The organism is Thermosporothrix sp. COM3, from assembly GCF_059696735.1.
The window spans coordinates 3109375-3128339 of the sequence record NZ_AP019376.1; the positions used below are offsets into that span (position 1 = coordinate 3109375).

19 protein-coding genes are annotated in these 18965 nt (G+C 51.9%); 11 read left to right on the plus strand and 8 right to left on the minus strand.

Features of this window, described 5'->3' with window-relative positions:
- Window position 1: 1 nt before the first annotated feature.
- Window positions 2-3382: a Swt1 family HEPN domain-containing protein gene (locus tag KTH_RS13480; protein WP_497619316.1), complete on the plus strand. Its 3381-nt coding sequence runs from the start codon at window positions 2-4 to the stop codon at window positions 3380-3382.
- 118 nt (window positions 3383-3500) lie between these two features.
- Here KTH_RS13480 and KTH_RS13485 read toward each other — a convergent pair whose 3' ends face one another.
- Both KTH_RS13485 and KTH_RS13490 read right to left on the minus strand, forming a co-directional pair.
- Window positions 3501-3626, minus strand: a complete 126-nt coding sequence (locus tag KTH_RS13485) for a hypothetical protein (protein ID WP_497619318.1) — start codon at window positions 3624-3626, stop codon at window positions 3501-3503.
- Window positions 3627-3783: 157 nt separating this feature from the next.
- On the minus strand, window positions 3784-4149 hold the full coding sequence (locus tag KTH_RS13490; RefSeq protein WP_497619320.1) for a winged helix-turn-helix transcriptional regulator: 366 nt from the start codon (window positions 4147-4149) through the stop codon (window positions 3784-3786).
- Window positions 4150-4339: 190 nt separating this feature from the next.
- On the opposite strand from KTH_RS13490, the gene KTH_RS13495 reads away from it, so the two are divergent.
- The 3 genes from KTH_RS13495 (at window position 4340) to KTH_RS13505 (ending at window position 6799) form a co-directional block, all read left to right on the plus strand.
- Window positions 4340-5773, plus strand: coding sequence for a zinc-binding dehydrogenase (locus KTH_RS13495; RefSeq protein ID WP_497619322.1), 1434 nt, complete (start codon window positions 4340-4342; stop codon window positions 5771-5773).
- Between the two features lie 374 nt (window positions 5774-6147).
- A complete protein-coding gene (locus tag KTH_RS13500) occupies window positions 6148-6555 on the plus strand; it encodes a nitroreductase family deazaflavin-dependent oxidoreductase (protein ID WP_246046471.1) in 408 nt (135 codons plus the stop codon).
- 82 nt (window positions 6556-6637) lie between these two features.
- Window positions 6638-6799: a hypothetical protein gene (locus KTH_RS13505; RefSeq protein ID WP_497619324.1), complete on the plus strand. Its 162-nt coding sequence runs from the start codon at window positions 6638-6640 to the stop codon at window positions 6797-6799.
- Here KTH_RS13505 and secY read toward each other — a convergent pair.
- The 3 genes from secY to KTH_RS13520 all read right to left on the minus strand — a co-directional run bounded on the left by secY (window position 6789) and on the right by KTH_RS13520 (window position 9858).
- Complete coding sequence (gene secY, locus KTH_RS13510; protein ID WP_497619326.1) at window positions 6789-8117, minus strand: preprotein translocase subunit SecY; 1329 nt, start codon at window positions 8115-8117, stop codon at window positions 6789-6791. The genes KTH_RS13505 and secY overlap by 11 nt on opposite strands.
- A 178-nt stretch (window positions 8118-8295) precedes the next feature.
- Window positions 8296-9543: a hypothetical protein gene (locus KTH_RS13515; RefSeq protein WP_497619328.1), complete on the minus strand. Its 1248-nt coding sequence runs from the start codon at window positions 9541-9543 to the stop codon at window positions 8296-8298.
- A 75-nt stretch (window positions 9544-9618) separates the two neighbouring features.
- Window positions 9619-9858, minus strand: a complete 240-nt coding sequence (locus KTH_RS13520) for a hypothetical protein (protein WP_497619330.1) — start codon at window positions 9856-9858, stop codon at window positions 9619-9621.
- Between the two features lie 88 nt (window positions 9859-9946).
- Here KTH_RS13520 and KTH_RS13525 point away from each other — a divergent pair, with 88 nt between their 5' ends.
- The 6 genes from KTH_RS13525 (at window position 9947) to KTH_RS13550 (ending at window position 14555) form a co-directional block, all read left to right on the plus strand.
- Window positions 9947-10117, plus strand: coding sequence for a hypothetical protein (locus tag KTH_RS13525; protein ID WP_497619332.1), 171 nt, complete (start codon window positions 9947-9949; stop codon window positions 10115-10117).
- A gap of 222 nt (window positions 10118-10339) precedes the next feature.
- Window positions 10340-11149, plus strand: coding sequence for a sugar phosphate isomerase/epimerase family protein (locus KTH_RS13530; RefSeq protein ID WP_497619334.1), 810 nt, complete (start codon window positions 10340-10342; stop codon window positions 11147-11149).
- A gap of 289 nt (window positions 11150-11438) precedes the next feature.
- The gene (locus KTH_RS13535) at window positions 11439-11852 is read left to right on the plus strand and encodes a GntR family transcriptional regulator (protein WP_497619336.1); all 414 of its coding nucleotides are present in this window, start codon (window positions 11439-11441) and stop codon (window positions 11850-11852) included.
- Complete coding sequence (locus KTH_RS13540; RefSeq protein ID WP_497619338.1) at window positions 11849-12814, plus strand: ABC transporter ATP-binding protein; 966 nt, start codon at window positions 11849-11851, stop codon at window positions 12812-12814. Before KTH_RS13535 ends, KTH_RS13540 begins: the two co-directional genes overlap by 4 nt.
- Complete coding sequence (locus tag KTH_RS13545; RefSeq protein WP_497619340.1) at window positions 12811-13557, plus strand: ABC transporter permease; 747 nt, start codon at window positions 12811-12813, stop codon at window positions 13555-13557. Before KTH_RS13540 ends, KTH_RS13545 begins: the two co-directional genes overlap by 4 nt.
- 77 nt (window positions 13558-13634) lie before the next feature.
- Window positions 13635-14555 (plus strand): CPBP family intramembrane glutamic endopeptidase, encoded by a 921-nt coding sequence (locus KTH_RS13550; protein WP_497619342.1) that lies wholly within the window; start codon window positions 13635-13637, stop codon window positions 14553-14555.
- A 129-nt stretch (window positions 14556-14684) separates the two neighbouring features.
- On the opposite strand, the gene KTH_RS13555 is transcribed toward KTH_RS13550, so the two are convergent.
- Complete coding sequence (locus KTH_RS13555) at window positions 14685-14867, minus strand: hypothetical protein (RefSeq protein ID WP_497619344.1); 183 nt, start codon at window positions 14865-14867, stop codon at window positions 14685-14687.
- Between the two features lie 503 nt (window positions 14868-15370).
- Here KTH_RS13555 and KTH_RS13560 point away from each other — a divergent pair.
- Window positions 15371-16720 carry a family 43 glycosylhydrolase gene (locus KTH_RS13560; protein ID WP_497619346.1) on the plus strand — a complete coding sequence of 450 codons (1350 nt, stop codon included), beginning with the start codon at window positions 15371-15373 and terminating at the stop codon, window positions 16718-16720.
- 557 nt (window positions 16721-17277) lie between these two features.
- Here KTH_RS13560 and KTH_RS13565 read toward each other — a convergent pair.
- Both KTH_RS13565 and KTH_RS13570 read right to left on the minus strand, forming a co-directional pair.
- Window positions 17278-17592: a hypothetical protein gene (locus tag KTH_RS13565; protein ID WP_137686320.1), complete on the minus strand. Its 315-nt coding sequence runs from the start codon at window positions 17590-17592 to the stop codon at window positions 17278-17280.
- A 96-nt stretch (window positions 17593-17688) separates the two neighbouring features.
- A complete protein-coding gene (locus KTH_RS13570; RefSeq protein WP_111324038.1) occupies window positions 17689-18867 on the minus strand; it encodes a cytochrome P450 in 1179 nt (392 codons plus the stop codon).
- Window positions 18868-18965: the final 98 nt, after the last annotated feature.

An 18965-nucleotide genomic window follows, 5' to 3' on the forward strand; every position in this document is an offset into this window, starting at 1 on the left:
TATGGCGCAAAGCAATCATGAGCGTGTTGGAAAAGCGTTGGATGTGCTTAATGAGGCGCTGAAGCCATACATTGAACATAAAATGTATACAGTCTATAAAGAGCAATGGTGGCAGCAGGCGCAACAATCTTTGAAGAGTTTTCAGCAAACAGAGGATGCTGAGGACGCTCATCTCGACACCACAGCGCTACTCACGATTATGTTGAATAACTGGTTCGATGTCTTTGGCAAGACGCTTAGGCCTGCCGAGCGCAGTTGGGTCGGTGAGATCCGAGATGTACGGAATCGTTGGGCGCACCAGAAATCCTTCAGCAGCGATGATGTGTATCGGGCGCTGGATACGATTCACCACTTGCTCAATGCGATTGCGGCTGCGGATGCCGCCCGGAAAATCGAGCAGCAGAAACAGGACGTGCTTCGTCTTCGTTATGAAGAGCAGGCACGCCGTGAGTTTCGGAAAACCGCTATTACGCCTATTGAGGGGCAACCGGTCGCGTCGCTGCTTCCCTGGCGTCAGATTGTGACACCGCATCCTGATGTCGCATCTGGAAAATACGAGCGAAGCAGCTTTGCGGCGAACCTCGGGCAGGTGCACCGCGCTGAGGGAGAGGAAGAGTATCGAGATCCGCGGCGTTTCTTTGAGATCACCTTTCTGACCGAAGGACTGACCCGCCTGCTCAGTGATGCCCTGCACCGGCTCTCGAACAAAGGTGGAGATGCGGTTATTGAGCTTCAGACGAACTTCGGAGGTGGCAAGACCCATTCACTGCTCGCCCTCTATCACCTCTTTTCGGGGACGCCAGCGCATGAACTGCCGGGTATAGAGGATCTGCTGGAAAGAGTGGGAATCGAGCATATTCCACGTGTCAAGCGGGCCGTGCTGGTTGGATATGAGCTCTCTCCCGGGCAGGCGCAGCTTAAGCCTGATGGTTGTAAGGTGAACACGCTCTGGGGTGAGCTGGCTCATCAGTTGCTTGGCAAGGAAGGCTACGAGATGGTGGCCGAAGCCGATCAGCGTCGGGTCAGTCCCGGCTCAAATGTGTTGCGTGCGCTCTTTACGGCGGCTTCTCCCTGCCTGATTCTGATCGACGAATGGATCACCTATGTGCGCCAATCCTATAGTGATCCCACTCTGCCTTCTGGCTCCTTCGACGCGAACATGAGCTTTGCTCAGGCTCTCACAGAAGCTGCCCGGGAAACGCCCGGCACGCTGGTTGTGGCGACTCTGCCTGCTTCTGATATCGAGACCGGAGGCGAGGGAGGGAAAGAAGCCCTTGCCCGCTTACGAAATATCTTTGGGCGGGTGGAATCGCCCTGGCGTCCGGCCAACGCCGAAGAGGGATTTGAGATTGTGCGCCGTCGCTTATTTCAGCCAATGAATCCCGCCTATTACCCGGCGCGTGATGCGGTTGCGAAACGCTTTGTGGAGTTCTATCGCGAGCAAGCGCAGGAATTTCCGCTTCATTGTCGCGAGGCCGAGTACAAGCGTCGGATCAAGAGCTGCTATCCCATTCACCCGGAACTATTTGATCGCTTGTATAACGATTGGTCAAGTCTGGAAAAATTCCAGCGAACTCGCGGAGTGCTGCGTTTAATGGCTGCTGTAGTGCACTCGCTCTGGGAGCGGCAGGATACCAATTTGCTGATTCTGCCAGCGAATGTGCCGATTGATGAGCCGAATGTGCAGTATGAGCTCACGCACTATCTGGAAGACAACTGGGTTCCCGTCATTGAGAAAGACATTGATGGACCGAACTCGCTTCCCCTCAAGATCGACCGGGAAACGCCGAACCTGGGACGCTATTCAGCATGCAGGCGTGTCGCGCGAACGATCTATCTGGGATCTGCTCCTCTTGCCCAGAACGGCAATCGGGGGCTGGAAGATACGTTTATCAATCTCGGGTGCGTGCAGCCCGGCGAGCAGGTTTCGACCTTTGGCGATGCGCTGCGTCGTCTGAGCGATCATGCAACTCATTTGTATCAGAATGAACGACGCTACTGGTATAAGACCCAGCCGAGCGTGACACGTCTGGCACAGGATCGCGCCTCCCAGCAGGATGAATATGCCGTCCTGGAAGAGATCGAGCGCCGCTTGAAGCTGGAGCAGAACAATCGGGGTGATTTCTCACGAGTGCATGTCTGCCCGGCCTCCAGCAGCGACATCCCTGATGATGATACTGCTGTGCGGTTGGTTATGCTCAAGCCGCAGTTTGTGCATGGGCGCGCTGACCTGGAGAGCCCGGCCTGCCGGGAGGCCACGACGATACTGAATATGCGAGGGAATGCGCGTCGAAGCTATCGCAACACGCTGATCTTCCTTGCACCCGATCGCTTGCGCCTTGAGGAACTACAACAGGCCGTGCGCCGCTATCGCGCCTGGAAATCTATTTATGAAGAAAGCGAAACGCTGAATCTCGACGCGTACCAGAAGAAGCAAGCAGAAACGCGGCTCAAAGACGCCGATGAGACGATCAATCAGCGCTTGCCAGGTACCTATACGTTTTTGCTGGTTCCCGATCAGCCAGACCCGCGTAAACCTGATGTATTGACGGAGTTGCGCATTCAGCCTCAACAGGTCGGCAGACTTGCCGAGACCGCCAGTCGCAAGCTTCGGGCTGAGGGACTGCTGCTGACAGAATGGGCCGGGACGACGCTGCGCCACGAACTGGACCGAATCCCGTTGTGGCAGAATGACCATATCAGTGTCAAGCGGCTTGCCGAGAATTTCGCCTGCTTTATTTATTTGCCGCGTCTGAAGAACAGCGATATCCTGAAAGCGGCGATTCAGGATGGGGTAGCATCGAAGCAATGGGTAGAGGAAACCTTCGCCTACGCGGATAGTTGGGAGGCGGAGACGAACCGGTATAAGGGGCTCAAAGCAGGCGAGCTAGCGGAAATTCGGCTCAACTCTGACGCAGTGCTTGTGAAGCCAGAAGTGGCACAGGCACAGCTTGCCAGCGATCTGGCGCGAAGCATGAAGCCGCCAGTGGAGCCCGGTGGGAATCAGCAGGATAATGGTGGCACGAAACCGGTCGGTGATAACGGATATCTTCCCAGAGGAGAAACGAACGGACATGATTGGCCACCAACAGGGCCGGGGAGCGTCTCAGTGCCTGTGCTCCCGGAACCGCCAGAGGAACAGCTTCCACGCCGTTTTCATGGTACTGTTGATCTGGATCCGTTGCGCATGGCTGGAGATGCGGCGACCATTATGCGGGAAGTCGTGACCCATCTGGCGGGCCTTCTGGGATCTCGGGTCACGGTGACGCTGGAAATTCAGGCTGAGATTCCCGATGGTGTGCCCGAACATATTCAACGCATTGTTCAGGAGAACTGCCGTACACTCAAATTCCACCCGCAGTCAGGTTTTGAGGAAGAGTAGCGACGGTTCGCTGAAAGAGTTTCTCCAGCAAAAGTAGAAGAGGGGATGCCTGGAAGGCTGCTAAAAGAAGTGTCGGGCATCTCCTCTTTTACCGGGCTTCCGCACCTGATGTCGTCACTTATGCATCAGAGTCGGGAATAAGTGGGGACACTGCGGGCAGATTGTGCCCTGCTCGATCCAGAATCGCGATGATTCCACGCGGGCGGCTTGCCAGAGTATGCCTGACATCCGCGATACGAAGCATCGTGATTTGTCTGCTCGTAGGCAGAAAAGCAGGCGCAAAACCGGCTGAGATGTGTTTACACGTCAGCCACAGGAGTGGCTCCGGTTGTCGGTCTGGATTGCTTGTTGTGATTATCTGCCCGATGCGCTCTCAAATCATTTATATGAGCCTGAAATCATCACAGCCTCTCGTGCTCGCAGGCTTCGATATATCCTCCAAAATGTTGCATATACTGCTCTCCCCAGTTGAGCATTAAGAGAATAATTGGTTTTAGACTGAAGCCAAAATCTGTCACTGAGTACTCTACGCGGGGAGGAACTTCTTTATAGATCTCTCGATGGATAATGCCATCAAGTTCTAATTCCCGCAATTGCTGAGTCAGGATCCGTTGTGATATTCCAGGAAGCAACCGCTTGAGTTCGTTAAAGCGTTTTGGAGATTCAAGCAGATAATAGAGGATGACGGTTTTCCACTTTCCGCCAATAACGTCAGCAGTCGCTTCTACAAGGCATCTATAGTTTTTGGTATGAATTGGCTCGCGCATGACAGGTTTTTCTCTCCTTGTAAGTAACCATTTTGTGACTATACCACAATATTGTGCGTACTTGTCAACATTTCAGAGATGCCTTATGCTTTGCACTGTGTTCGTACGAGAGACGAATTACAGGAAAGCGAGAGAGATACACTATCTCTTTACTAAAAAAAGATCTCATTGTTGAAGGAGTGAAAAATAGATGAGTAGCAAAATACAGTTGCATGAGCTTGGCGATTTCCTCGAATTGCCGCTGAATGCGGTCCTGGCAACCTACTTGCCAGATGGAGAAGCATTGTTGTCTCCAGTCTGGTTTGAGTGGCGTGATGGCAGTTTCCATATCATCACTTATAAGGATGTAAAGTACCGCAATCTCAAGCGCGACCCGCGTGCTAGTATCCTTGTTTTTGAGAATGGTGGTATCAACAGAGGAATCGAGGTGCGTGGTGAGGTACAGCTTGATACCGGTAATATTGATGAGATTCTGCAACGAATTGTGAAACGATATCTGCGGGCAGAGGATAGAGACAGATATGCACAGTTACTTGAAGGTGTTGAGCTGGCTCATATTCGTCTTGAACCGGGAAAACTTCGAGTCTGGGATCATGCCGATGATGAGATGTATCCGGTTGGAGGAGAACAGGATGTCAAAATTATGAAAGCCATTCGAGTCCATAAGTACGGTGGACCAGACGAGCTGAAGTATGAGCGAGCACCTCGCCCGGTACCTCAAGCGGGGGAAGTGCTGGTGCGTGTTCTGGCTTCAGGAGTAAATCCTGTGGATTGGAAAATGCGTCAGGGGCTGGTTCAGGCTTTTTTTTCGCTCCAGTTCCCGTACATTCCAGGTGGAGATCTTGCAGGTATCGTTGAGGAGGTTGGTCCCGGAGTGACAGGCTTTCAGAAGGGACAGAAAGTGTATGGATACACCGCTATTAATGGAAAACAGGGGTCCTATGCCGAGTATACCACGGTTCCAGCCAGCTCGTTAGCTCTGATGCCGGCAGCACTGAGCTTTCTTGATGCAGCAAGTATACCGACCGGAGCCGCGACGGCGTGGCAGGGACTCTTCGATTATGGGAAATTGCAGGCCGGTCAGCGTGTCCTGGTTCTGGGGGCTGCTGGCGGTGTCGGTTCGTTTGTAGTCCAGCTTGCTCATCTGAAGGGAGCATATGTGCTCGCGACTGCATCTTCTGAAAATCAAGATTATGTTCGCTCGCTTGGTGCTGACGAAGTGATCGATTATACAAAGGTCCCGCCTGAAGAGATAACTGGCTCTATCACTGATGCTGTTGATCTTATCTTTGATGCGGTTGGCGGGAAGACAGCAGAGCAATCAGTACGGGTATTGCGGCGAGGGGGAACATTGGTCTCTGCTGTCTCGCAACCGGCGCCGGAGCTGATGGAAGAGCATGGGACGCAGGGCATCTTCTTCCTGGCAACTATTACCAGCGAAATCTTGCAGGCTATTGCTGCACTTATCGATGAGGGCTCCGTTCAGACTCCGAGAACGACAGTCTTTCCTCTGCAAGAGGTGCGGCAGGCGCATGAACTAAGTGCAAAGGCGCATGGAGGTGGTCGGATCGTCCTTCAGATTGCAGACGAGCATGCATTATCCAGAGATGTTGAGCAAGAATAGATCCTGCTGAAAGGTGTCAATGGGGGGAAGGTCCTTGAATGAGCATGGGCCTTCCCATTTGGTGTGCATTGGGTCCATGTCGTCCGAAAGCCGCGGATACTGCTGTCAGGGGATATGTATAGGACGTGTACCGTTTGTTCTGTAATCTGTATGTCCTGTAAAGGTAGGGACAGATTCAAGGTATCTCGGGTGTAGAAAGAGCTCCATAGTATCGGGAAAGGAATAAAGTAGCTTGTTTCTCTGTTTTATAGAACTGAGCGCAGAGGTTTTCTTGCGCTTTATCCAGGGATGCGAGCACTGTTCTCTGGATAGTCAGAGAGGATGTCGGCCTTTTCTGGCGTGATGTGAATATGCTCATAAATGGAGAAAAAGATATGGATTTTGTGACATATAATCAAAGTATCGTGGAGCGGTTCCGCGAAAGTGGCGGCACTGTGAAGCAGAATGGATATCCCCTGCTCCTGGTAACTATTAAGGGCGCGAAAACAGGCCAACCGCGCGTCTATCCGTTGATCTCCGTGCCCTATGGAGAACACTATCTGGCAGTCGCGTCGAAGGGGGGAGATCCGAAACATCCTCTCTGGTATTATAATTTACTGGCGAATCCTGAGGTGACCGTTGAGGTAGGGCAGGAAACCTTTACAGCAACGGCCCGGCTCTTGAGTGGCGAGGAGCGAGAACGTGCCTTCGCGCATGCTGTAACGGTCTTTCCGCCCTATGCTGAGTATCAGAAGAAGACAACACGAGAGATCCCGGTGTTTGTGCTCGAACGGCATCAATAGAGCAAGCTGAAAGGGCTGTTGACCTGGAATGGGTCAGCAGCCTTTTTTGTATTAGAGAAAGCGCATATGCATTTCTATGTTCATGCATATATGGTGGATGGCAAAGCGGCCAGAAGCGAAAACTCCCCATCTCAAGGGAAAGAGCGTCTTCCCCTGGTATGAACTGGATATGGAGATTTCTCACATCTCAGTTGTGCGGGAAAACGCACAAGCGGGTATCACCTGGCCTTTCTTCATTCGCTGAGAAACCCGCTGTAGTTTCTTGCTACAACCTGAGCATTCAGTTGACGGAGCGTGTCTAGTATGACTCCTACAGCGATGAGCAGGGAGGAACTGTTCACCGGGATATTCCCTCCTATCTGGAAGAAGGTTGGTAGCACAACCATACAGCAGAGAAAGAGTGCTCCACCGAAAGTTATACGTGAGAGTATCCGGGAAAGATAGCGGTTCGTTGCTTCGCCCGGGCGATATCCCTCAATGATCGCTCCTTGTTTTTGGAGAGATTCCGCGATGTTCTGTTGTTGCCACTGCACATAGGTATAGAAGTAGGTAAAGGCCGCGGTTAGCACAGCATAGATCAGCCAGTAGTACCACGTTGTTGGGTTGCTGAGATACAGGGTGATCCATCTTCCGGCTTCTCGGGCCCACGGGAGCTGACTTCCAGCAAGGAGCTGACCGATCGTATGGGGGAAGAGGAGAAAAGCCTGAGCGAAGATGAGCGGGATCATCCCTACACTGTTGACTTGCATTGGCAGAAAGGTCGTGTGTCTGAAGGCATGAAGTTTGTTGCGTTTGGTCGGGTATGAAACAGGAACGCGTCGTTGACCTGAATACATATAGACCATAGAGAGCAGCAGGAGGAGCAGGAGAAGGAAGAGCGCAGCAAGCGTGACAACAGAGCTGCCATTTCCTCCCGAGGTGAAGAGCGAAAGTATGGTTCGCTGAATGCTACCGGGGAGCGAGCTGAGAATACCTGCGACGATAATAATAGAGGTTCCGTTTCCTATGCCATGCTCAGTTATCAGTTCGGCAAGCCAGATCAGGATAATGGTGCCTGCCGTCAGGGAGAGCAAAATAGCAAGTGTCTGGAGCCAGTGTGCACCAAAGAGGTTGAAGGTTGCTGGATCTAGAACGCCTATATTTGCAAGGAGCGCTGTTTGTGAGAGCGCTTGCAGGAAGGCCAGTGGTACGGCGCACAGGCGCGTCATCTGCATGAGCTGCTGCTTCCCTCGTTCTCCTGCTTCCTGCATGCGTTGCAGCGCAGGAATCAAAGGCGTTAGCAATTGGACAACGATAGTCGCTGTAATGTAAGGGTAGATGCCGAGCGCTACCAGCGAGAAGTTTTGCAGTGCTCCCCCGGAAAAGAGATTGAAAAACGAGAGGAGCTGGCCCTGAGTGGACTGCGTATTCTGCATAAGAGCCAGTAGCTGTTCTCTCTGGTAAGCAGTCAGGGGGACGGGAATGTGTGCGAGCACGCGAAAGACAAGGAGTAGTCCCGAGGTAAGAAGGAACTTACGGCGAATATCATGAATGCCCCAGAGAAGGCGTAGTTTTTGCCACATAGAAATCTCCTTCTGTATGCCGATGTATCTGGATAGTGTTCAGCATAGCGGAGAAATGGAGCGAAGAGGGCGGCAGGATTGAGGGCCTGTGAAGGGTATTTGTGCGTCTTTTTTCAACGGAGGGGAGTGGGGATTTCAACGGGAGGAAGTGGGGATTTCAACGGAGGGGAGTGGGGGCTTATGGCCCCCGCAAGTGATTTCCTGATAGATGTTTCTCCGGGAACAGGAGCCATTGGGAGGCCAACCACTCGTTACCCCATCGGGTTTTGCTTTTATCGATGTCAGTTAAACAGCGCGGCGGCTCCTGAAGCAATCCCATTGTATACAATTTCTGTAATGCAGCTTCAACGCGAGGCGCAAAGCGTGTCGTTATATTCGGGCGATCAATGGGAACCTTGCTTGCAGCCAGCAGATCGGCAAGAACGAACGGTGTGGTTGTCTTGTTGCGCTTTTGTTGCCTCCACTGCTCGGTAAGGTAGAGCGCAAGCCTCAGGGTGATACGCTCGCTCTGTGGATTGAGCTGGAAAACCTGACGATCAAGCGATGCAAAATAGCAGTTGTTCTGTTGAAGATAGTCCACAAGCCAGCTCCCAGGCGCAATCGCATATCCTTGTGGTATGGCTTTCTCTGCTTCCTTGATAGGCATCAGGGAAAGATAGGGCGAGTTGACGGTGTGATGCACCGCTTTCCCTTCGGTGATGGTAAGATGGGAGCCCTGTACATAGCACTGACTCAAAAGCGTGATATCCTGTACAAGCTGTTGCTTGTGTTTCCATTGAAACCCATCGCTATAGCGTTTGCTTGCGCCCGGGAACGCCTTGCGCTGGTGTTTCTGAACCCCGCGCCAGTGAAGAAGCTCATCAGTGCGCACCACAACGTACCCATTACTGCTATATCGCTCATCATTGAAACGGTTCCACCAGAGCCCCAGGAGAACACGAGCCGTGAGCAGCGCTCGTTCGTTTGAGGTGTCCGGTGATAAGGCATGTAGCTTGTCGGTTGTGGTGTCTCCTGGGGAGCGAAACGAGATAAGCAACTTATTCGAGGCGCGATAGAAATGATGTTGTGGATCGTCCGGATCGGGCTGCCACTCTGCCAGGGGGGTGAGGAGCGCTTCGCGTAGTGCTCGATCCTCCGCATAATTAGGGACGAGCAGTTCCGAGCGATACTCAATACGAGGGAGGGCAGCCAGTAATGTGCGCCATTGCTGGATATCTCTGCTGATCTCAGGTGAAGCGTGTGCTATTTCGCTCTGGCTTTTGGGCTTTGCCGGATGGATGATCCGGTGCGTGGTAAGGCCCGATGAAAAGCCTGAAAGCAAAAGGAAAGGTGAGATCAGGAAAGAGAGGAGAATGAGGAAGCCTGCAACAAGTGTGTTCAGGGATAGATGGCTTCTGCTCTGCTGCTGGTTTTGCTGATGTGCCACAGTCGTGAAAAACCTCCCGAACTCATGAATCGAACATGCTGATAGTATAGCGCAAGAGATGATGGATGTGCCCATTTATTTTGTCGGGAGTGTCGGCAGTTTCTCTTGCTCATGCTGCAAGCCTTTCGGAACAGTGTCGAGCTGATAAAGAGCCGAGTCGTAGCGTTTGACACTCCCCAGGGCACAAGCCCGGGGAATGCTGAAAAGTGGATCGAAGAGCGAGAGGCGCTTGCTCCTTTGCCTATCAGCTTCGGCACCTGTTTTTCCGGATGGCTCTGTAGGGAAGGCCGGTTCTGCGTCGCTCCGTTTTCTCATTCGCCAGGCTCTAGATCCTCCTTTTCTCACAGGCTGCTCTTCCTTACCAAAAGCGGCAGAAGGCCGCTGGCTTCAGCCAAGGGGATGGATGGCGCAGGAAGCCAGCAGCGGCAGGACGTTCTTGAATATCTTGCAGAAGGCTCTACAGGGTACCGTCAGGCAGACGGGAACCGACGCTCCGCAAGGAACGTCGAACGCTTCTGGACAGCCTGCCGCTACGCGTCGTCGCACTGCGGCGCCGCGCAAGCATGCTGAATGAAGGAAGAATCCCCGGCCTTCAGGTCTGGGGAGTGTCAAACCTTTTATTCTCTTCATTGCAAGCAGCATGCATATCATCGTGATGGTACGTCTCCTGCCGTTGTGGTATGCTGTAGAAGGATTATCAAGTAAACGTTTTCTCTGTGCGGAGAAATGGCGATGCCCGGAGATTATGGAAGTGCGCTTGTTGGTCGCTCTCGATTGAGCGGGATTGAAAGGAGCAATGATGAAGTTTGGTATCTGTGCTTCATTTCGGCAGGTTGCTGCATTTCCAGCACTCAATGTTGACTATCTTGAAGAAAACGTACAACATTTTCTGATGCCCGAGCGCCCACAGGAGGCGTTTGCAGAACAGTTATGCGAGGCGCGTCGTGTGCTTCCCTTTCCGATTGAGGTGGCGAATGTCTTTTTCCCTGGAAACTTTCCGCTGCTTGCAACACCAGAACGGCCTGTCGATCGGGAGCGGGTGGAGCGCTATGTGCGGACCGTGCTGCGGCGTGCAGAGGAGGCAGGAATTCGGGTGATTGTATTTGGAAGTGGGAGGGCCCGAGCCTGCCCGGAGGGATATGAGCGAGCGGAGGCAATCCAGCAGATTGCGGATTATCTCGCTATCTGGAGTGATTGGGGGAAAGAGCATGGGGTGCGTATTGCGTTAGAGCCTCTACGCTATCAGGAAACAAATGTGATCAATACAGTGGCCGAGGGTGGTGAGCTGGTTGCCAGCATTGCGACCTCTGGTGCGGGGCTCCTGGTCGATACTTATCATATGGCAAGTAATCGGGAAGCACCTGCAAGTATCGCGGCGGTCGCTCCCTATCTGGCACATGTGCATGTCGCTGAACTGGAGGGACGTAGTGCTCCAGGAGTACATGGAGAGGATTTTCGCCTCTATTTTTCAGTGCTTCAGCAGTGCGGCTATGATCAGCGCATCTCAATAGAGTGTCACTGGAAGGATATGGCAACCGAAGCAGGACCTGCTCTGGAGACGATACGAGCACAGTGGATGTGGTCCTCACAAACTGAACGCGATTGAAGCCTGTGTCTTTTCGGGTGGAGGTCGTTGGTTCGCCGATGCTGGATATATGGAACTATAACTCCCAACTGAAGCGAGGATGATACATAGTCGCTAACATAATTCTCTCATGCTGTCGTCGATTCCAGTGAGGCATTTGGATAAGGTATCCCGCGGCGTCTGAACAGTGACGAGCTTTTCGTTTTGCGTCCGGAGATATCCAGCCTCTTGACAGTATCAGAGTGGCGATGGTATGATTGTATCAATGTATCAATGTAGTGATACATTAATATGTTAGGAACAGAAGAACGTGGCGATCTGGTTGCATGTGAATATCCGTAGTGGTGTACCTATCTATGTGCAATTGGTTGAACAGATTCAGCACGCCCTGGAAGTCGGCACACTCTCCCCTGGCGATTCGTTGCCCTCCGTGCGTGAACTGGCAAGTGAGTTATCAATTGCACCCAATACGATTGTGAAGGCCTACAACGAACTTCAGCGCATGGGCCTGATCGAGAGCCGGGCAGGAAAGGGCACTACGGTACTTGGTGAAGCTCAGCAGGCTCTACGAGAACGGCAACAGGATGCACTGCTTGAGCGTCTCCGTGGAGTTGTTCACGATGCCAGTCAGCTTGGGGTGAGTGCGGAAGTATTGCGGACCCATTTTGAAAGTGCTGTTGGCGAGTTCTTTCCTGAAACGCAATGGCAAGGAGACAAGCAATGAATGACTATGTAGCGGAGATGCAGCAGAGGAGTACCGGCCCTTCGATGTCATCTAGCGATATTGCAATTGCGATTGATCATCTCACCGTCTCCTATGGGACAAGTCAGGTACTGAATAATCTGAGCCTGGAAGTGCCAACCGGATCGATTTTCGGCTTTTTAGGTGCTAATGGGGCAGGCAAAACAACCACGATTAAAATATTGCTCGGGTTCCGACGACCTACCAGCGGCAGCGCCCGGGTGCTCGGATATGACGTGGTCAGTCATCATCAAGAGATCTGTCAGCGTGTTGGCTATGTAAGCGAGACGAACAGCCTCTATGACTTTCTAAACATTCCTCAATTATGTCGTCTTTCTCGTGACCTGTACCGGCAGTGGAAGCAGGAAAGAGTAGATCACTATATTCGGCTATTTGCATTGCCGTTGCAGAAGCCGATCAAGCAGTTCTCGAAGGGGATGAAGGCTCAGCTCGCTCTCTGTCTTGCGCTGGGCAATGATCCCGATCTGTTGATTCTGGATGAGCCAACGACGGAGCTTGACCCGGTTGCTCGTCAGATGTTTCTCTCCACGCTTGTCAAAGATGTTGCGGCAGAAGGGAAAACGATCTTTTTTTCTTCGCACATTCTCTCTGAGGTAGAGGCGATTGCCGATCGGGTAGCAGTGCTGCATCAGGGGCGGATTGTTCTGAGCGAGGAGCTTGATACGCTTCGCGACAGACAGAAAATGCTGTGCCTGATTTATGAAGAGCAGCCGCCAGCGGAAGAGATAACCGTATTGGGTCGTCTCCCGGGAGTGCGAGCGCTTGAGCGGGAAGGCCGCGCGGTGCGCTTGCGTGTTGAGGGAAATACCGATACCCTGATTGAGACGATTCAGGCTCGTCCATATACGCTACGTGATCTACAAGTGGTCGCGGTTCGCCTCGATGAGCTGCTGTTGGAATATATGAAGGGAGAGAATGCATGAAGGCGAAAGAGTTACTGGAAGCTCGCTGGAAAGTGATCACCTTCTTATTGCTAGCTCTTCTTGGGTCAGCAGGAAATATTCTTTTCTCCTCCCTTCTCCCATCAGCAACTGATGAGCATATGGTTCCCATGTTTCAGAGCGTGGCTCAAGAGCCTCTTAAAGATACCTTTGAGGCATTGGTCTGGCAAAGTTGGTTTATGATGAATGGACCTGCCATCCTGGGTTTATTCGCTATTCTCCTGGGGAGTGGACTGATTGCGAACGAGGTGAATAAAGGAACGCTCTTCTTTCTGCTCAGTAAGCCAATCAGCCGGGATCGGCTTCTGCTGACCAAGTATGGGGTAAGTGCGGGACTCTTGCTGATTGTCGGTCTGATGAGTGCTCTTACTGTTGTCCTCGTCTGTTTGCTACTGGGACATGCGCAGAATATTCTCAACTTGCTTACAGCAACCGGACTGCTCTGGTTAGGAACATTGTTTCCTCTGGGCGTCTCACTCTGCTTCTCGATCCTATCGCCTGACAGCCTGCGTCCAGTAATATTCACACTGCTCGTTGTGCTTGCACTCACGCTGCTGCCGATGAGTCTGCCTGGGGGCCAGAACTGGAGCCTCTGGCACTATTGGGGGAGTCAGAGTGCCTATATCACAGGTCATTTCCCGCTGAAGGAATATATCGTCTGTTTCGTAGTAGCGGTTGTGCCGTTACTCCTTGCCCTCATCGTGTTTCGTCGTAAAGCCTATTAAGCGATCAGGTGGGGGAGTGGATATTCCGAATGGTAGAATTTCCACATCACCCCTTTATACAGAATAAGGAGTTTTTTGTGCAGACACCGTCATCCTCTTATCAGGTTGTACCATCTACAAACCCTTTTCGGCGACTTTTACAGCGTTATCCACTGATCAGCTACTTTACATTGACCTACATGTTCACCTGGCTTTCCTGGTTGCCATATGTATTGTCTCTAGATGGGATAGGCCTGCTCCCTATTCATCTTACCCAGTTAGGTATTCTTCCCGGGGCATTTCTTGGACCATTCTTCTCCGGCTTTCTTATGACGGCTGCCCTTGAAGGCAAGCCCGGTGTGGGTCGCTTGTTGCGTCGTTTTATCCCGAAACATATAGGCTGGCAATGGTATCTTCTGGCGGTTTTTGGAGTTCCTATCATTGTCACTACAGGGTTTCTCTTGCAGCCAGGGGCAGAGGCAGAACTTCATCCTGTCGTTCCTCAGATCTTCTGGGTGTTCCCGCTTGCCTTGCTTTTGCAAATCGTGACGAGTGGATTGGCGGAGGAACCGGGCTGGCGTGGGTTTGCGCTCCCTCACCTGCAACGGCAATGTGGCCCTGTGTGGGGAAGCATTCTTCTCGGCATTCTCTGGCAATGCTGGCATCTCCCCTTATACCTCACTGAATGGGGAGCAGGTGCAGGCTGGTTTGAGATTACGGTGGCTATACTTGGAACTATTGGTCTTACTGTTCTTATGACCTGGGTGTTTAACCATACCAGAGGAAATCTGTTCATCGCGATTCTGCTACATGCATCCCTTGACGCCTTTGGTATGACAGCGGCAACAAGCCTTTTCTCCATGCAGTGGATACGGCAGCACGATAATATGGCTCTGTTCATTAGTTTTAGCGTGGTTGCATTGATCCTCATCATTGTAACTCGTGGACGTCTGGGATACCGTCAACAATCTCTTGAGGACGTCTCGACGTCAGAGTACACCACTTCTCAACTGAAATAAAGTGAAAGATGAGGTAGCAAAGGCGAATGCTTCTGCTACCTCTGTATTTCGAAGGGAGTCTTGTAGCCAATGCGTCTGTGGCCCTCGGCTATTTAGAGGGCTTTGTGTGCAAGCTCTATTTCGGCGCATCTATGCAGGCTTACAGGCGTTGTTATACTCACCCATTTTTGGTGTTCCTTGATTGAAGCCCTGCGCCGAGGGAGATTGGAGCGAAGGCGCTTTCTCTGTTGTGAACTCCAGCTTTCTCCCCTGCATCGCTTGTTCACTGCCTGCCCCTTCAGGTCCCTGATCGCCGAAATGTCTGAGATACACCCATACTTGACACTCCTCGCGGCTCAAGTCAGGGCCTTCTGACGCTTTCGGATAAAGCTCTATCGATATGCTGTATCAACGGAGTATAGTATCTCTTTATATCAGTAGCGCAATTTGTTGAGCATGATGACCATGACCTCGATACTTTTCAGCCTGATCAGAAGCATTGTTGAAGGTGGCAGTTGATGGAAAAGGGCGGATAGATAAAAAGTGTATAGAGCTTGAGTTCTATTGTAAAAAGAATTTTTCTGTGTTATGGTAGTATCAACAATGAAAAGATCGTATTCTGTTTTTCCTCAGCTTCTTCTCCTCATATAGTGGGAGAAAAGTGGAACCGGCATATGCTCTGACCAGATCTCACAGTGCTATTCCTGAGCGTTAGACCCTTTTGAATACAGAGCAGGGAGGCTCGTATGAAGGAAAGATCCATCAGGAAGCCGTTCATCTTGTTGTTTGTGGTAGGAATAGTCTTGTTTTCCATGATGATAGGGAGTGGTCTTCTGGTGCCAAACGCCAGCGCTGCAACGACCGGGAACCCGATTCTTCCCGGAAATCAGGCAGATCCGAGTATCAAGATTTTCGAGGGGCGCTACTGGATTTATCCCTCGGGTTTTGACAACAACCGTTTTCATGCATGGTCGTCTACTGATCTATCGCACTGGGTCGATGAGGGTGTTATTCTTGATGTTGGTTCGCAGGTGAGTTGGGCGGATACGCGAGCCTGGGCGCCAGACATGGTGTATCGCAATGGAAAATATTACTTTTATTTTGCAGCGGATGTGCAGATAGGTGTCGCGGTCTGTGACAGTCCGAAGGGGCCATGTACTGATACTGGAAAACCGCTTGTGCCAGCAGGTCTGAGCGGCGTTGAGTCGATCGACCCGATGGTTTTTATCGATGATGATGGGCAAGCCTATCTGTACTATGGAGGTTCCGCCGGACAGGGAAAAATGGGCATCTACAGGTTGAACGGGGACATGGTCTCACTGAATGGTGGGCAGATCGTGCAGACGCCCCTGAACTTCACGGAGGCATCCTGGGTTCATAAGCGGAATGGTGTCTACTACCTCTCCTACTCGAATGGTTGTTACTGCGACAGCAGCTATAATGTACAGTACGCGACAAGCTCTTCTCCGCTTGGTCCCTGGACGCATCGCGGAACTATTCTTTCTTCAAATGATGTATATAAGGGGCCGGGGCATCATGCCTTTCTTCGGTATCCTGGTTCTGATGACTGGTATATTGTGTATCATCGGTATGAAAATAACGATTTCTCACAACGCAAGGTCGCGATCGATCGGATGTTCTATGGAGCGAATGGGACAATTCAGCCGGTGACGATGACCTCTCAAGGTGTGGAGACGCGCCCCTTGCGCACCTCACTGACAACCAATGTATTCCAGTCCATCCAGGTGACGACTCCGGGTTTCACCGATAACTTTATCCGTCACAGGGACGGATTGGGCGTAACGACTGTTATGAACGCGAGTAGCCCACTGCTTGATAAACAGGATGCGACGTTTAAGATTGTGCCGGGATTGGCTGATGCCGGATGCTATTCTTTCGAGTCAAAGAATTATCCTGGCCACTATCTGCGCCATAGCTCCTATCGGATCCATTTGGATGCTCCCGATGGCTCAAGGCTCTTTGCGCTTGATGCCACCTTCTGTGCACAACGCGGGCTATCAGGAAGCGGCATCTCCTTTTTGTCCTACAATTATCCTGATCGTTACATTCGCCATATAAACGGTGAACTCTGGATTGCAAGCAATAGCGGTCTGTATTCCTGGGATAATCCTGCAAGTTATACTCCGGACGTCACCTGGGCACTGGTTTCACCCTGGGCACCGTAACAGAAGGCGAATACAGAGGCCAGAGAAGTGGAGTCGATGCACTTACGCTCTGGCCTGCATGTTTCTCTCTGAGTAGAGAGGATCGAGGAGCGCTCAGCCTTCCTTGCTTATCGGTCAGGGCTGGTGTACCGGCAGAGTGAAATTCAGCGGGGTAGGTTTTCCACTAAGCGCATCAATGATAGATTGGACATGCACCTCAGTCGTTCCTTCCGGTAGATTCGTCATCTCAAAGTAGGCTACATAATATGTCTGCTGAGTTTGGGGTTTGACAACAGCTCTCATTCAGGTTTTCCGCATAAGTGAGTTGAGTGTTGCGCCCCGGGCGGGAGCCATGAACCTGAACAGGCTAGCAGAGAGCCCTTCTTTAGAGGCTTATGTGCAAAGGAAGTATGGAGAGCATATTCTTATTGCAGTGCAGCGGCGGAAAAGACCGGCTTATCTTTCCAAACAAGCCGGGGAAGTGCTCTCATTGAACGTGGCTTTTCGTCCCTTTGTTTCTCAATGGCCTCTATCAAGAAGGGCTCAGTATGGGCATCACTGCCACCCATGCAAAGCGCTCACTTTATCTTGTCGATTGCTGCATAGGCCACAATAAAGGGGGTAGCGACACATGCAGCACAGAAACTAATCAATCCTCCTATGCCACCGACAAGAACCAGGCAGATTACAGCGAACGCAAGCAAGCTTATCATTGTAATGACGAGCCCTATGAGGCGTAGCACATTCTGATTGTGATGTGATTCCTGATACACTTTCGCTACTGGTATTTCGCTCATTCCTGGTTCATAGGGTGCCTCGTCGTATACCTGATCGCCTCCATATCTGCCGTAGATTAAGCCTGTTTGTTCATATGTTTCCTCTTGTGGCATCACAGTGTATTTTCTCCTGAAGCAGCTTGCGATAACACAATGAACTGTCCCCCTCTCAGTTCATCGGAGAGGGGGGGCCTGCTTGCCAGAATACTCGTTCTATTCTTTTTCCCAGACCAGGGGCAGCTTCTTTACGCCAAATGTAGACATATTCTTGACCAAGGACAATGGCTCATCAGGCACGTTCCAGGAGCCTGGCAGCCGGTCGAGCATCGCATTCAGCGCAATCTTCGCTTCCAAACGCGCCAGAGGAGCCCCCAGGCAGAAGTGGATACCGCGCCCGAAGCCCAGGTGCCGATTGGGCTCACGCTCGATCAGAAACTGATCGGCATCGGGGAACTGCGTCTCATCGCGATTTGCTGAGTGGATCCAGGTAAGGAGCACCTGACCCGCTTCAATGTGCTGATCACCAATCATCGTCTCGCTCACGCTCCAGCGCGGCAGAAGTTTGACCGGCGAATGGTAGCGCAGGGCTTCTTCCAGCGCCCCCGGCACCAGGTTGCGATTGGCGCGCAGAAGCTCCATACTTTCCGGATACTCATCCAGGCACAGGATCGCGTTGCCGATCAGATTGGTTGTCGTCTCATTGCCTGCCACCAGCAGCAGTACGCAGAACCCGATCAATTCTTCGTTGCTCAGCCGTTCCCCATCCACTTCCGCCTGCAATAGCGCGCTTATCAGATCATCCTGCGGATGAGCGCGCCGTTCCTCAAAGAGCTGCGTAAAGTAGGCGGCCATGCTCCCTGCTGCCTGTATGCTTGCCTGCTGATCCTCTGCTGTCGCTTCCCCGTCGCCTGAGATAAAGGCATCGGACCACTGCTTAAACTGCTCTCGCTGCTCAGTGGGAATCCCTAATAACTCTGCAATGACCGTGATTGGCAGCGGGGTGGCCAGGTCCTGGATCACATCCATTTCCCCCTTTGCTATAACCTGGTCGAGCAAGGCATTGGTGATCTCTGTGATGCGCGCCTCCATCTGAGCCACGCGGCGTGGAGTGAAGGCCTGCGATACGAGTCGGCGCAATTGGTGATGGCGCGGCGGATCCATGCGTATAATACTCAAAGTGAATGGGTTTGCATCGCGGTACTCTTCTGGCATGAAACGGTTCTGATCGGACGAAAATGCCGTGTGATCACTGAGAACACGCTCTACATCTGCGTAACGGAAAACATGCCATGCTTGCATCTTCTGGTCAAAGAACACGGGCTGTGTCTCACGCATCTGCCGATACCATTCATACGGGGCAGTAAGCTCTTCCCTATTTGATTTTGTTTGCATCTTTCTTTCTTCTTTCTGCGGTAGGACATATCCCACAAAGGGAACAGTGTTGTTTAATAATTTCTGAATGTCACATCGATGTCAGATCGTAGGAATGA